Origin of the sequence: Sphingomonas glacialis, from assembly GCF_014653575.1 — a bacterium.
GTDB classification, from domain to species: Bacteria; Pseudomonadota; Alphaproteobacteria; order Sphingomonadales; family Sphingomonadaceae; genus Sphingomonas; species Sphingomonas glacialis.
Map to the genome: position 1 here is coordinate 272260 of NZ_BNAQ01000006.1, position 14038 is coordinate 286297.

A 14038-nucleotide genomic window follows, 5' to 3' on the forward strand; every position below is an offset into this window, starting at 1 on the left:
GAATAAAACCAACCACATGCACCCCGGCCGACGGCGGTGCTTTTATCTCGCCATCGCTTCTTCAAGGCACAGTTCGGCCCCCACACCCCACACATCACGGCGGGCGAAGGCGAGCGGACCCGCCGCAAAGCGCAGGGCCCGCTCATCGACCGACCACGACCGAGCGCGCGATGAAGAGGCTTGGTGCGACGGCCGGAGGCGCCACCGAAGGCCTGGGCGATCGCCGGTCCGGCGGAAAGTCGGATGCGCTCCCGGCGCCATCCGAAGGCGCAGTGGTTCGCGTGGTGAACAGTGCGCCGCGCGTCCACGCCAGCGGGTCGGGAAGAGATTCGGCCGGAGCGCTGTCAGCCCGTCCGCCGACCAACGGCGCGAGGCGACGCGCATAGGCGGCCGTTTCCGACGGCAGTGCGCGGCCCGTCGTCAGATACGCATCGTAGCGACCGGGCCCGGCATTATAAGCCGCGAGAAAGCCCGCCGTACCGTAGCGATCGTGCATCTCGCGAAGATAGGCCGCGCCAGCGAGAATGTTGTCGTGCGGGTCGTAGATGTCGTCGCCGAGCCCATAGCGAATGCGCAATTGCGACCAGGTCGCGGGCATGATCTGCATGAGCCCACAGGCCCCGCGCGGCGACACGGCGCGGGGGTTGCCGGCGCTCTCGACGCGCATCACCGCATAGATCCAGCCCTCGGGGATGGCGAACCGGCGCGCGGCCTCGGCGACATAGTCGTCGACCGGGGTCGGCGCCTCCGCTGCCGCCCGTGCGTGCGCAGACGGCAGCGGAGCCGCGACCAGAACGATCAGAACTCCGACCGCGACGGTGCGAAGGCTGCGCATTACCGTCAGCCTTCGCGGTGCTGCCGCGCCGGGCGGGTCCAGAGCAGATAGTGCGCACCATCCACGTCGGAATGCAGGAGATTTGCGCGGATCGGCCGACTGAATGCCGGGTCATCGATCAACAGCGAAACATAGGCGCCGGCGCGCTCCCCTACCTTTTTCCAAGCGGCGCCGACCTCGGCGCCCTGATCGTCACTGCCGATGTAGATGCGGTAATCGGGCATGGTCTCGCCACCGCCTGGTGCCACCGCGACCAGGCAGAGGTCGGCATGCAACGTGAGAGTCCAGAGTTCGCCGAGATAGCCTTCGGGCGTCGCGACGAAGCGGTCGATCTGCGTCATTGGTCGGATCCTTCCTTGGTGTGGGTCAGAGGGGAATTCGCGCCTGTCGCCGACCGTTCGGTCGCGCGCGGGTGCGCGCCCACGATCCAGACCGGCGTCAGCCGGCCGACGATCGTGGAGGCGGGAAGCGGCCCGAAATAGCGCCCGTCAAAACTGTCGGGCACGGACGCATTCATCAGGAAGACGTCGCGCGTGCCGAGCGTCCGGCAGCCATGCCAGACTGGCAGCGGTCGGCCGCGATGATCGCGGTGGAGCGCGGACCCCAGCGTCACGCCGTCGACGGTGACGCGCGTGCCCGGCCGGCAGACGCGTTGACCGGAGATGCCCGCGACATGCTTGAGCAAGGGCACGTGCAGCGGCAGGTAATGGCGGCCTGCAAGATAGCCGGCGAGCGCCGTTGGCGGCACGACGGCGACCAGGTCGCCGCGCCTGGGCTGTGCCGCTGCTCGCACCGCATAGAGTCCGATCGGCACGCTCTCGCTCGCGTTCCAGATCAGCCGGGCGGCGGGATGAAGGAAGGCGGGGACCACCGTCGCCATGGTCGCGAAGGAGGCGACCATGACATAGCCGAAGCGGGTCATGACAGCAGCCTCCGCCGCAGCAGCCAGACGCTGTGACGGGCGCGCGAATAGTCGCGCGGTGACTGGCCGGCGGCGATGCGGTTGTGCAAATGGCGCCAATAGTCCGGCGCCACCTCGCCCGGATCGATGCTCAGCGCCTCGATGGCGTCAATCGCGCGCAGCACGATCTGAACTTTGGGCCATCCGCGAACCGAGAGCAGACTGTCGCCGCCGGGACGGACGAACGGCAACGTCGTATAGCCCTCGTCCGCAGTGGGCGCCCGAACGATATCGATGCGCGATGCGGTCGTCCCATAGTCGTTCGACGACCAGCGCACCAAGGCGAACAGTGTGCCGGCATCGAAGCCGACGATCCGCGTGCGCCGCGAGACGATGACGTTTTCGACCTCGGCGCCGAAGCGAATCCAGTGCTCGATCTCGCCCTCGATCCAATGGAGCTCGGCATAGGTGCGGCAGCGCGAGGGCGGTGGCACCGCCGGCGGATCGGGGATGCGGCGGGGCGCGCTCAGCTTACTCATGGCTCTCTCCGGACAAGGGGAACTCGCGGGCGAAGAGCGCGCGGAGCATGTCGGCGACGCTCACATTCTGCTCGAGCGCCGCGCGTTTCAGGTGCCGACGCATCGCCGGCGTGACATCGATCGTCAGGCGCGCGGTGAAGCCGGTGGTCACCGGCAACGCCGCACCGTCACGCGCCTTTACCCAGCGCTCGGCCGCGCCGGGGCGTGTCGCAAAGCCCGCGCGGCTCATGGCGCCAGGCTCGCGACGCTTGCGGCGAATGCAGCCAGTTCGCGTGCGGCGGGGCCGTCGGGATCCTGTTCGAACGCAAGCCGTCCCTGTCCGATTGCTTCGGCATACAGGACGCGTTGCGCGATGCGCGCGCGGAGCAAAGATGGCACCTGGCCCTCCAGCGCTGCGGCAGTTTCGCGCGCGATGACGGTGCGGCCCACGCACCGGTTGAGCACGAAGCGCGCAGCAAGGTTCGGGCGAAACGACTGGGCTTCCGCCAACAAAGCCAGCATCTCCGCGGACGCCCACCCGTCCAGTGGCGAGGGCTGGACCGGGATCAGCACGAGATCGGCGGCGAGCAGCGCCGACCGCATCAGCGAAGCGATGCGCGGCGGGCCGTCGATCACGACATGATCGGCGCCCGCTGCCAAGTCCGGCACCTCGCGAAAGAGCGTATCGCGCGACAGGCCAAGCACGGCGAACAGCCTGGGGCAGTCTGTATCCCCGCGCGCCTGAGACCAGTCGAGCGCCGACCCTTGCGGGTCTGCATCGACCACGACCACGCGCCGGCCCTGCCGCGCCCAGAGGCCGGCCAGGTGGAGCGCGAGCGTCGTCTTGCCGACGCCGCCCTTCTGGTTGAGCAACGCGACGATCATGTCGCCGCCCCGGCGGGCTGCACGATATCCACAGGGCGTGGTCCGGGCACACGCGTTAGAAAGAATCCGTAGGATTCTAAGTTAGCACAGTTAAGGCGCCGAATTCCGTTTCTGAAACAACGCATTACCGCACATTTCGGTTTCCGATAGCACGAGCTTTCGGTTTCCGATGGCACGAGCCTGCCGGTCAACGATAGCACGAGCGTCATCGGTCGATATCCACAGGCTTAAGGCCGACGCGGCGCATCGCGACGTCGAACGGATCGGGGGGAATGGCGACGAAGCGCAGCCGCTCGCGGCCCATCGCGAATTCGAGCGCGAGGCGGTATCCCGGCAGCGGCTGACGCCGCACGATATCTCGCAGCGCGAATGCGAACTGCTTGCGCGGCGAGAGCACGCCGGACTTCAAATGCAGGTGTGCGAGATCGAAGCTCCAGCCGCCGCGCTGACGACCGCCATGCTTGCGCACGATGCGGTAAAGCCAGCGCTCGAGGCCACCGCTCAACTCGAAATAGGCGCGGTCGATCGTCAGCACGAGCGCCTGGTCGAGCACGCCGGCATAGAACCAGTCGGGCACGATCAGCTCGATGCCGAGCGGTCGCCCGTGCGCGTCGAGCCGCTCCTTCCACTCGTTGATCCAGGAAAAACGATGACGCCGGCGCTGCAAGGGCTGGCGGATGGTGGTGGCGACGGTGGTCGATTGCAGCCGGTCGAGCGCCGCTTTGAGCCGCTCATAGTCGCGTAAGCCCACGCCGCGCGAAATGAAGGTCAGGATGGCATGCGGCGTAGTCGCCATAAGCCGCGATGTCGGTCTCCCGCGATCGCGCGCCTCGACGATCTGGCTGGCCGCCCAGATCAGGATATCGGCGTCCCAGATCGTCGCCATGCCGTGTTCGGGCGTCGCCTCGACGTTGATCGAGACGTCGCCCAGCCTGAAGGCGATCGGCTTGACGCGGCGCGACTTGGCGAGGCTGAAGAACGGCCAAGCCATCAGATCCTGCGCATCGCGCGGCGCGAGGTCGCCGGGGATCGCGCGAAACAGGTCGAGCTGGCCATCGGCGTGGCGCGCGGTCATGACCGGTCTTCCGAGGCGACGGTCACCGGCGCACCGGCCCGGCGGTCGCCGGCACGTTCTGGAAGCGGCGTTTGGCTGGATGGATAACGTCGTGCCCGGCGTCGGACGTCGAGCGGCGAATGCCGCGATCGGCCCAGTTGCGCAGATCGTCGAGCGTATAGACGATGCGGCCGCCGAGCTTGTGATAGACCGGGCCCGTCCCGTAGCTGCGATGCTTTTCGAGCGTCCTGGCCGATAGACCGAGGATCAGCGCGGCATCCGGGGTGCGAAGATAGCGTTCGGGCGGCTGGGTGCGTGCAGGCATGGTCGTCTCCGGGCGGACGATCGGCGGCTTTCGCCAGCTCTGTCCGGTTGCCGGTCGTTCTGGCGGACATTGGGCGAGGCGAAGGAGTGGCCAAAACCCACCCCCATGAAAATGTCGCAGCCGGAGCCCTCACCGCCCGGACAGGAGAGCTCGGTAGCCGCCTTGCATCAGACCGCGGGCCTCGGCGATCATGCGCTGCGTGCGTCGCCGTTCGCTCGATGCCGTCCAGGCGAGAGCCGGAATATCGGCAAGCCAGGGATAAAGCAGCGTGGTCGCGACCTCGCGCGTCGAGGCGCCAGCGAGACGCGCGTCCAGAATGTCGAGCAGCAACACGAGCCGACGATGCTGAAGGCGGGTCGGGCTGAGCGCGGCCGTGCCGAACAGACGCGGCACGCCCGCCATCAGGCAGCGCGCGGCGTCCGCCGCCGCGACGCGCACCGGGTGACGCGTCGGCGCCAGCAGGATCACCAGCGCCGCGCCCGGCTCGGTGCCGAGCAGCCAGAGGCGGTTGCGGCAGGACGGCGTGTCGATCACGAGATGGCGGCCGCCAGCGTCGGTTGCGTCAGCGATCGGCGCTATGGCGGGCGGTAACGGCGCCGCCGCGGCGAAGCCGGGCGGCGCGGAGATGAGCGTGACGACGCTCGCCGCGGTGTCGGCGCGCCATAGCGCCGGCGCGGCGCGCGGCGGGCGATCGGGATCGAAAGAGACAGGCCAGCCCCCACTGCCGGGCCAGCCCTCCCGTGTCGGAGCTGACGTGGGGCCGACCGCGCGCGCGCCGTGCGGCGTCCCACGCCGTACGATAGGCCGGATTGCGTCGCAGGAACTCTTGCGCGAAATCCGCCAGATCATGACTGGCGTAGCGGTCAGGCCGGCTCGGGCGTGATGGCGGCACAGTCGCGATGATCGGGCTCCCGGCCCACTCGGCCTGGCGTCAGGCTGACCGGGTGCCCGAAAGGGCAGAAGACCCGGATTCGGCATGACCATGGCCCGTTCGGGCGGGAGCCGGCGGCAACGCCGCCGCCAGAATTCGGGGTATTGAAGAGCTGCGCGGTCTCCACCCTTCGAAAATCGTGGAGCGGATCCCGCGCGGCTGTACGTTGCGCTGCAGATCGCTCTCCCCGCGTACGACCAACCAATGGCGCGTCCTTGCGTACAATCGGATCTGCACGCTTCCGCAAATACGCCTTTGTCCAATTACGGAAATCCGTATCTGCGATCTTCCGCAGATGCGAAAAAGGCGCCCCGCCCGGTTTGGGCGGGGCGCCGTGTCGGCTCAGTCGTTGGTGGCGCGACGCCCCCGCGACCAGATCAGCGTGTAGCCCGCGCCGTCCGCGTCATCGAAAAGATTGGCGAAGATGGGAGCGGTGAAGCTCGGATCGTCGAGCTTGACCGAGAGATAATCGCGCTGTTCGGCGGAGCGCTTGGCCCAGGCGGCCCCGATCTCGGCGCGGCCGACGTAGATGCGGTGGCTGGGGGCAGCGTCGTTGCTGCGGCTTTCCTCCGGCACGATCCGGACGCCCTTGGTCTGGACGCTGAGGGTAACGATCTGGCCCTGAAATTCCGAGCCGACTTTCTTGAAGCTGCCGATGTTCGCCATGATGCTAGTCCTTCGTTTGTCGGGGCCGCCCAATGCGGTCTCGATGGCGTCGAGGAGCCGGAGGCGAGCGCCGCCGCAGCTCTGCCCGCAGCACAGCGAAGGACCGCGCGACCGCCGCTTTCTTGTCTCGCGAGGAATGGGCTTTAGCCCAGGGGAAGAAAGGGGCGGGCGCGCGGTTGCGGCTCAGGCGCTCGAGGCGCAGCCGTCCTCCGGCTAGACAGCCATCAACGAGACCTCAGGCGGCCTCGATCCCCCGAAAGACGGCGCGTTGTGCGACAGCAGATCCGAGAAGGGCCTCGCGGACTGGGGCGACATCACCCTGCCGGCCAGCCGGCGCCCCGAGCGTGACGGACCCGCACCATCCGCTCTCCTCCCACCCTCCCCCTCGAGCGGCGCGTGGCGCTGGCCGCCTGCTCCGAGCCGATACCCGACAGCGATCAGTCTCGAAGCGGGCGGCCTCCAGGTTCGGCGAACTTTCGCCACGCGATCGATCCTGCGACGAGGGCCGACCCCGCTGCCGCGACGCACCCGAGCGCGCTGCCGACGACCGGCGCGGACAGGCCCCAGACCATAGGGAAGGCGATCACCGCGACCGGGCCTGCGAACGCGATCAGGATCAGCCCCCGCGCCAGCGGGGTCGAACTGCGCTCGATTGCGACGCGACCGAGCGCGGTCACCGCGAGCGCGACGCCGCCACCGGCAAGGAGCGCTTGCACAAATGAGCCGTCCGCGCCGCGGACGACGAAGAACGCCGCCAGCCCGGCCAGGAGCGGCAGCGCGTTGAGGGTGACGGTGAACATCAGCCGCATCATATAGAATGCGACGATCATCAGGATCGGTACAGCCAAGAACACGAGCGTCCTCCTTACGACCAAGGTCGTCGAACGCGCTCTCCACCGCCACCACAGCGCCAATGTTTTCCTTCTCTACAACATCTTGGCCGCTCGCAAAAGACCCGCCGATCCTGAGACACGGAACGCTGCGGATACGGACCTACTGATTTCCGGATCGCCGCGCCGCGTGCCGCAGGCGCGCGGCGCGGCCGGATTTGGGCACCAAGAGACGGCGGGCGGACCCGCCGTCTCGCATGGGTTCAGGCCGCGACCGCCTGCGGCTGTTCGTCGTTGTCGGGTTCGGCACCGCTCGCTTCGTCCTCCGGCGCGACGGGACCGGGTTCGAGCGCATCCAATGCCGCGATGACCTTGGCATGGGCCGCGACCGTGCCGACGCCACCGCGCGCGGTATAGGCGCACGGCGGGAAGGTCATCCAGCGCGGCACCCAATGCTCGCGTTTCGCGCGACCGTCGACGCCGCCGAGATGGTCGGCGATGATGCGCCGCAGCGTCTTGCCTTTTTCACCCGCATTGGCATCGGCAACCGCCGGTCCCGCGACTTCGGCGACCATGCCGAGCAGCACGTCCCGATCGCGGATCAGGTCGAGCAACGCCGCATCGGCCTGCCAATAGTGCTCCATCCGCACGCCCAGATGCAGGCCGACCGCTTCGACCGCCGCGCTGCCCGCCGCAAGGCTCTCGCCCATGACGATCGCAACCACATCGAGCACCGCCGTGTCGGGCAGGTCGAGCAGGCGGAGGAACAGACCTGCCGGGCCGGACGGATCGCCATGACCTCCCAGCACATGCGGCTCCTCGGGCGAGAAGCCGAGAAGACCGAGGACGGCACGCCGCCGTGCGTCGAAATCGGCTTCCCCGCGGGCATTCTCGACGCTCTCCGTCACGGCATCGTTGCGCGCGAGCTGCGGCTCGGGCCGCACCGCCCACAGAGGCGAGCCAGTGATCGCATGCGCGACCATCAACCGCAGCGCGACGCCGGGCGTGTCGGTCAGCGCGGCGCGCACGGCGGCGTGCCGATGGAGATCGACATAGGTCTGAATGGTCCTGGTCACTTCCGGACGCGCGGGCTTAGGCGCGGCAGCCGCCCCCTCCCCCTTGGCGATCCGTGCGGCATCCTTGCGGCTGATATAGCCTTCGTGAAACACGACCTCGCCGGTGGAACGGACATCGACATAGATGCGTCCGCCTTTGCGCTTGCCCGCCTTCTCATAGTCCCAAGAGGCGAACTGCTCGGACGGCGGCACGATCACGACATCGCGCCAGCCTGCGTCGCGATAGGCGGCACGGCGCGTCTCGATCTCGGCATTCTGGGCGGTCCAGAACGCCTCGCTGTCGGCGAAATAGCGCTCCTCGCCGAACAGGTCGGTGACGATCGCATGCGGGTAGGACTCGACGTCGAACAAGGCGCGGGAGACGGCGATCGAAGTCCCACCGAACAGCCAGGCCTTCAACTGGTGGCCGACAGGCGCGCGGGCGTCGGGATCGTCGAGCAAGGCCAGCCATGCCTTTTGCTGGCTTTTGCTGGCGAGCGTCAGATGGCGGACGGTGCAGCGATCGATCTTCTCGGCCGCGTACAGGCTGCGGATGCGCGGCAAGAGGTTGCCGAGCGCCAGCACGCGCTTGATGGTCAGATCGGGCAGGCCGAAGGTCGTGCCAATCTCGTCGATCGTGCGACCCTCGCGAACCAGCCGCGTGAAGGTTGCCCACCGGGTCACCTCGTCGGCGTCGAGCCGCGCCATGTTCTCGATCAGCGACGCTTCGATGGCGGCGGCATCGTCGCCGTCATCGAGGATCGCGCACGGCAGGGGCTCGGCCTCGCCGCGCTCTTCCGCAACGATCTGCGCCGCATGGAAGCGGCGGCTTCCAGCGACGATCTCAAATGCGTCAAGCGCTCCGTTGGGTCGGACCAGCAGCGTCTGGAGCACGCCCCGGCTGCGCACGGTCGGCAGGATGTCGGACACGTCCGGGGCTTTCTTCGCGTAGCGCATGTTGGTCCTGCTGACGGACAGCTTGTCGAGCGCAATAAAATCGAGTTTCATCGGTCTACTCCTTGTGAGTGCCGGTCCCGTCCTTGTTGATCGCTGGGGTAGCGGGACCGGTTTGGATTGCGGCGAAAACGCGCCGCGCGTCAGCCGTCCGTGGGATCGGACGAAAGCTCGGGGTCGGGCGCGGGGTTCTCGCGCCTCAGGATGGCTTCGGCCCTCAGGATCGAACCCGTCACGCGTGCGGCATGCGCCCAGCGCGACAGCGGAAAATCACTGGCGAAACCGATATCCCGCTCGATGCCGAGGCCGAAGGGCAGGCGGACGCGCGCCAATTCGCACAGGCTGAAATAGCCAAGCTCGGGACAGCCGAAGCCGAGATCGGCAAGGCCAAACAGCACGTCGCCGTCGTCGTCCAGCTCGGTCGCCAGCCATGTGGCGTGACCAACGGGATTGAACAGTTTGAGGACGGGCGCGGGATCGTATCCGGGCAAGCCCGCGCTCGTCGCATTGGCGCGCAGCGCCGCGCGCAGCGCAGGGGTCAGCAGTTCCATAACTGGGATCCTTTGCTCTGAGAGGAAGGCGCGGCGCTCACGCCGCCTCGTAAAGCGCGACGCCCGGCGCAGCGGCTTCGTGATGACGCGCGAGCAGCCACTCGGCGGCCTTGCTCGCGGCACTGGCAGCCCGAAAGATCGCGCGCGCATCGCCGCGCAGCACGTCCAGCCACGAGGCGAGATAATCGGCGTGCCGCACGGTCGGCACGATGCCGAGCGCCGCGCAGAGGAAGGCCGAGCCGAGTTCGGCGACCAATTCCTCGCGGGCATAGCCTTCCGATCCGAAGGCATTGGCCAGATCGCGGGCGAGCCGCGTCTTGTGCCCGGTTGCGTGCGTCAGTTCGTGCAAGGCCGTGCGATAGTAATTGATCGGCTCGAAAAACGCGGACTGCGGCGGCACCACGACCAGGTCGGGACCGGGCGCGTAGAAGGCGCGCGACCCACCGACCTGAAACGCGATACCGCTGGCAGCGATGACCGCCGCGGCAAGCGGCACAGCGCAATCGTCGGGGAGAGGCGCGGGATCGGCCGCCCGCCCCTCGCGCAGGCCTTCGCATTGCGCCACGTTGAAGACGGTAAAGCGCTTGAGAAAAGCGACCTGCCGGGGCTGACGGGGTTCGCTGCCCCGCAGCGAACCCTGACCGCCATCCCCCTCGCCGGTCTCCGCCGCGCGCGCCTTTTCGCCTTCGGGCGTGAAGCGATCGGCATAGACCACGGTGGTCCCGCGCTCGCCCTTTCGAACGCATCCGCCCGCTTCGAGCGCCTGCCGGAAGGTCAGCCAGCTCTGCGAGGGATAACCCCGCTCGATGACGGTCGCCCACAGGATCAGAACATTGATGCCGGAATAGGCCCTGCCCGTCAGTGCATTGCGCGGCATGCCGGGCGCGACCGCGCCGCCTGCCTTCCACGGCTGGACCCAAGGAAAACGGCCTGCCTCCAGTTCCGCGACGATCCGGCTAGTGACCTCTTGATAGAGGTCCCCGCGTGGACTGACCGGCTCGGGCGAAGCGACCGCCCCCTGCCCCTTGCTATTTCCCGACCGCCGACCCTTGGCACGCGCTGTGTTGCTCGACCGCATGGCTCACCTCCAACACCGCCCAAAACCACCATGGCCACCCCCGGAAAGCGGGGGTTGGGCGGCGAGAGCGACTGGAGAGGCCCGCTTGAGCGGCGGCTGCACCCGAAGGGGCGAAACGTCAGTGGAGCAGTCGGGCATAGCCCGACTTGCGGCCGCCGCGGGCGGGCCTAGCAGGGAGCGCCGACCATCCTCCGCTTGCTGGGAGTGGCCACACAAAGACGCCGTCGCGCGAGCGCGGCGCCCATATCTCGGACGGCAGTGCCGGCCGGCCCAGCGATCGTTACCGCATGGCCGAGACCCGTTAGGGACTCCGGGGGTGCGCTTTGGCGCAGCCTAGAGCGCGGTCGCGCGTCAGCGCGCAGGGCCCTCGTAATGTTTCCGCCAACGGGCTTTCTTCGCTTTCAAAACGACTTGATCGCCTGACCCACACGTCATGAGCTTCGCCCATTTAGATTTTGAGGTAATCTCGGCACGGCCCCACGCGACCCGGTGCGGAAGCGTGGGTAGAAATTAACCCGCGCCGAAGATAGGAACGCCACAATTGCCGATGCCTGGAGAGTGATATTGTCCGACGAGAATGCAATCAACGCGGTTGAACTGGCCACAGACCTCACGATCGCCTGGCTCTCCAACCAGAACAATCGACTGTCGCCTGAAGACGTGCCAGCATTTCTGCGGACGATGCACGCAACACTCACCGAACTGGCGACCGGGGCGACAGGTCCTGACACTGCCTCCGATCACGCAGCAGCGGACCCGCAGTACACGCCCGCCGTCACCGCGCGCCGCTCGCTGTCGTCGAAGGATCACATCGTTTCGATGATCGACGGCAAGCCGTACAAGACGCTCCGCCGACACCTTTCGACGCACGGCATGACGCCCGAGGAATACCGTCAGCGCTACAATCTCAAGGCTGACTATCCGATGGTCGCCGAGAATTACTCGGCCGCGCGTCGCGATATGGCGCTGAAGATTGGCCTGGGCGCGAAAGGTCGGCAGGCCAAAGCGACCGTCGTCCCCGCGCCCGCCGAAAAGGCGCCGGCAAAGCGCGGACGCAAGCCAGCGCAGCCGGCCTGACGAGAAGCGCGCGGCGCAGCCTCGTCGGGTGCCCCGCGCCGTCGGCCATAGAAGCCTTCTCCGGCAACCATGCCATACCGGAGGCCGTTACTGTTTCACCCAAACTCGGTCGCCTACGGCACCATCAAAGCGTGCCGACTTTCATTGGTCAGGTCGGTTTCTAGCTTGCTTCTCCCACTGTCGGCACTCCCAAGGCGGCCGGCCGATCGGTGGGTTGCGTACAGCGATATCCGAGACCTGCGGCCACAGCCCCAAGACGCGCCCGACCTTCCCAAAGTGCGAGAGTCGATCGAACGCCGGAAGGACCATTCCGCGGACCAGCACCGTCGAGCAAGCACCGTCATGACCGTGGGGAGCAAGGGTAGAAACGGCGAGGATGACACCGCGCGACGCCGCCCGTCCTGAGTAGTTTCCGACGCTTATTGACGCGCAGCAACCGCGATAGCGCTGTCAACGAGAGGCATCGGCGGATCGTCCGGTGCACCCGTCGACAAGGAACGCCGCATGAATCGCGTCAAAGACAAAGTTGCCATCGTCACCGGCGGTGCGCTCGGACTCGGCAAAGCCGATGCACTGCTGCTGGCGCAAGAGGGTGCGAAGGTCGTCGTCACCGACATCAAGGCCGAGGAAGGCGCCGAAGTCGTCGCTGCGATCGAAAAAGCCGGCGGCGAGGCGCTGTTCATCACGCACGATGTCGGATCGGAAGAGGATTGGGCACGCGTCATCACGCAGACCGAAAAGGTCTTCGGTCGGGTCGATGTCGTAGTCAACAATGCCGGGCTCGGCACCAATGGCACGGCAGAGAACACCTCGCTCGAGCAGTGGCACAAGATCTTGCGCGTAAACCTCGACGGCGCCTTCCTTGGCACCAAATCCGCGATCGAAGCGATGAAGAAGAACGGCGGCGGGTCGATCATCAATCTGTCGTCGATCGAAGGCCTGGTCGGCGACCCCAATCTGGCGGCGTACAATGCCAGCAAAGGCGGCGTTCGGCTGTTCACCAAATCGGCCGCACTGCATTGTGCAAAGTCGGGTTATGGTATCCGCGTCAATTCGATCCATCCGGGCTATATCTGGACGCCGATGGTCGAAGAGGCGCTCGGCTCGCAAGGCGACGTCGAGACCGGTCGCAAGGCGCTCGACGCGCTCCATCCGCTCGGCCATCTCGGCGAGCCCGACGACATTGCGTGGGGCGTCGTGTTCCTCGCGTCCGAAGAGTCGAAGTTCATGACCGGGTCCGAACTGGTCATCGACGGCGGCTACACCGCACAATAACCCGAACGACTGCTGCGTGATCAGGGAACATATGCGTGTTGCCGCAGCCGCCGCCCGTCGACTGTTCGACGCTTGGGGCCTTGGCTTGAAGCGGCCCTCACCATAGAGCGAGCTGCGTCTTCGGCGCTACACGACATCTCGAGAGAGCCAGCATGCAGATCATCGTACGCGACAACAACGTGGACCAAGCGCTCCGCGTCCTGAAGAAGAAGCTGCAGCGCGAAGGGGTCTATCGTGAACTGAAGCTCCGGAAGCACTACGAGAAGCCCTCGGAAAAGCGCGCCCGTCAGCATGCTGCCGCCATCCGTCGCGCGAAAAAGGCTGATCGCAAGCGCGCCGAGAAGGACGGCTGAGCAGCCTTAGTTTCGGCCGTGTCGCCGCGATCCGAATAAAAGGTCCACGGTGATCGCGCTTCATTACGCTGATGCCAACAGGCCGCAGGGGGCTGGAGTCAAGCGTGTCGATGCGGCTCTGACTGCGCAGTGATGACCACCGCAAGCGCAGGGAAGTCGTCAGCGGCCGTTCACCTGAGCTGGCCGATCAGGATCGCCTGCCGGAGACGATAGATGCCGATCCTCATTGTGCTCATGCTTGCTGCGCCACCCTTGCCCCTGCCACCCTGTCGGGTAGCTCGGCTTCAAGTCTCCCTCGACGGACGCGGGGGTGACTTCAACGGGATGTCGCATTCAGGAACCAAGCTTTCGATCCGCAATATCGGGCCCGACTGCATGCTGGTCGCCCTACCCACCATCCAATTGGGCGACGCACGCAATCGCATAGTTCCGGCAGTGCGTCAGGCACCGCGTGGGATGCACCCCGGACCGGTTATGGTGCCGGTTCGCCTTGCCGCCGGCCACCGCGCAGCGGCCGAGATCCGCTGGGTATCCGGTCCAGTCTTTCCGCACAGCAGAAGCGTACACGCCACTCGGATCACGGTGAAGATCGGGACGAGAACCCTGACTGCAGCGCTGCCCGCAACGCTCTACGGAGCGGTCGGGAAGCCCACCACCTTCGAACAGACCCCGCTGCACGCGATCGAAGGCGTGGCCGCTGGCTGACAGTCGCGCCCGGCGTACTGAACCGGCGCTAGTCGCGTCGTCATT

Annotated in this window: 19 protein-coding genes; 4 read left to right on the forward strand and 15 right to left on the reverse strand. The window is 66.9% G+C overall.

Going from position 1 to position 14038, the window contains the following annotated elements:
* Nucleotides 1-142: 142 nt before the first annotated feature.
* The 15 genes from IE187_RS18080 to IE187_RS18145 form a co-directional block, all read right to left on the reverse strand.
* Nucleotides 143-835 carry a lytic transglycosylase domain-containing protein gene (locus tag IE187_RS18080; protein WP_189677412.1) on the reverse strand — a complete coding sequence of 231 codons (693 nt, stop codon included), beginning with the start codon at nt 833-835 and terminating at the stop codon, nt 143-145.
* A gap of 5 nt (nt 836-840) precedes the next feature.
* The gene (locus IE187_RS18085; RefSeq protein ID WP_189677413.1) at nt 841-1176 is read right to left on the reverse strand and encodes a DUF736 domain-containing protein; all 336 of its coding nucleotides are present in this window, start codon (nt 1174-1176) and stop codon (nt 841-843) included.
* Entirely contained in the window at nt 1173-1757 is a 585-nt protein-coding gene (locus IE187_RS18090; RefSeq protein WP_189677414.1) for a S26 family signal peptidase, read from the reverse strand. Before IE187_RS18090 ends, IE187_RS18085 begins: the two co-directional genes overlap by 4 nt.
* Nucleotides 1754-2275, reverse strand: coding sequence for a DUF2840 domain-containing protein (locus IE187_RS18095; RefSeq protein ID WP_189677415.1), 522 nt, complete (start codon nt 2273-2275; stop codon nt 1754-1756). The genes IE187_RS18090 and IE187_RS18095 overlap by 4 nt, the downstream gene beginning before the upstream one ends.
* Nucleotides 2268-2504, reverse strand: coding sequence for a hypothetical protein (locus IE187_RS18100; protein ID WP_189677416.1), 237 nt, complete (start codon nt 2502-2504; stop codon nt 2268-2270). Before IE187_RS18100 ends, IE187_RS18095 begins: the two co-directional genes overlap by 8 nt.
* On the reverse strand, nt 2501-3139 hold the full coding sequence (parA, locus tag IE187_RS18105) for a ParA family partition ATPase (protein ID WP_189677417.1): 639 nt from the start codon (nt 3137-3139) through the stop codon (nt 2501-2503). The genes IE187_RS18100 and parA overlap by 4 nt, the downstream gene beginning before the upstream one ends.
* A 205-nt stretch (nt 3140-3344) precedes the next feature.
* Nucleotides 3345-4214, reverse strand: coding sequence for a replication initiator protein A (locus tag IE187_RS18110; RefSeq protein WP_189677418.1), 870 nt, complete (start codon nt 4212-4214; stop codon nt 3345-3347).
* A gap of 22 nt (nt 4215-4236) precedes the next feature.
* Complete coding sequence (locus IE187_RS18115; protein ID WP_140852399.1) at nt 4237-4518, reverse strand: helix-turn-helix transcriptional regulator; 282 nt, start codon at nt 4516-4518, stop codon at nt 4237-4239.
* Between the two features lie 129 nt (nt 4519-4647).
* On the reverse strand, nt 4648-5145 hold the full coding sequence (locus IE187_RS21735; RefSeq protein WP_498050264.1) for a DUF2285 domain-containing protein: 498 nt from the start codon (nt 5143-5145) through the stop codon (nt 4648-4650).
* A complete protein-coding gene (locus IE187_RS21740) occupies nt 5081-5410 on the reverse strand; it encodes a transcriptional regulator domain-containing protein (protein ID WP_368855615.1) in 330 nt (109 codons plus the stop codon). The genes IE187_RS21735 and IE187_RS21740 overlap by 65 nt, the downstream gene beginning before the upstream one ends.
* A 381-nt stretch (nt 5411-5791) precedes the next feature.
* Nucleotides 5792-6115 carry a DUF736 domain-containing protein gene (locus tag IE187_RS18125; RefSeq protein WP_189677420.1) on the reverse strand — a complete coding sequence of 108 codons (324 nt, stop codon included), beginning with the start codon at nt 6113-6115 and terminating at the stop codon, nt 5792-5794.
* Nucleotides 6116-6552: 437 nt separating this feature from the next.
* Nucleotides 6553-6969: a hypothetical protein gene (locus IE187_RS18130; RefSeq protein ID WP_189677421.1), complete on the reverse strand. Its 417-nt coding sequence runs from the start codon at nt 6967-6969 to the stop codon at nt 6553-6555.
* Nucleotides 6970-7208: 239 nt separating this feature from the next.
* Nucleotides 7209-9008 carry a ParB/RepB/Spo0J family partition protein gene (locus IE187_RS18135; protein WP_189677422.1) on the reverse strand — a complete coding sequence of 600 codons (1800 nt, stop codon included), beginning with the start codon at nt 9006-9008 and terminating at the stop codon, nt 7209-7211.
* An 89-nt stretch (nt 9009-9097) separates the two neighbouring features.
* Nucleotides 9098-9505: a DUF2958 domain-containing protein gene (locus tag IE187_RS18140; protein WP_189677423.1), complete on the reverse strand. Its 408-nt coding sequence runs from the start codon at nt 9503-9505 to the stop codon at nt 9098-9100.
* A gap of 37 nt (nt 9506-9542) precedes the next feature.
* A complete protein-coding gene (locus IE187_RS18145) occupies nt 9543-10583 on the reverse strand; it encodes an ArdC family protein (protein ID WP_189677424.1) in 1041 nt (346 codons plus the stop codon).
* A 564-nt stretch (nt 10584-11147) separates the two neighbouring features.
* Between IE187_RS18145 and IE187_RS18150 the strand changes: the two genes are divergently transcribed.
* From IE187_RS18150 to IE187_RS21745, 4 genes are all read left to right on the forward strand, one after another.
* A complete protein-coding gene (locus tag IE187_RS18150) occupies nt 11148-11660 on the forward strand; it encodes a Ros/MucR family transcriptional regulator (protein WP_189677425.1) in 513 nt (170 codons plus the stop codon).
* A 504-nt stretch (nt 11661-12164) separates the two neighbouring features.
* A complete protein-coding gene (locus tag IE187_RS18155) occupies nt 12165-12935 on the forward strand; it encodes an SDR family oxidoreductase (RefSeq protein WP_189677426.1) in 771 nt (256 codons plus the stop codon).
* 152 nt (nt 12936-13087) lie between these two features.
* Nucleotides 13088-13288, forward strand: coding sequence for a 30S ribosomal protein S21 (gene rpsU / locus IE187_RS18160; RefSeq protein ID WP_010160813.1), 201 nt, complete (start codon nt 13088-13090; stop codon nt 13286-13288).
* Between the two features lie 234 nt (nt 13289-13522).
* Nucleotides 13523-13993 carry a DUF4232 domain-containing protein gene (locus tag IE187_RS21745; RefSeq protein ID WP_368855616.1) on the forward strand — a complete coding sequence of 157 codons (471 nt, stop codon included), beginning with the start codon at nt 13523-13525 and terminating at the stop codon, nt 13991-13993.
* The last annotated feature ends 45 nt before the right edge of the window (nt 13994-14038 follow it).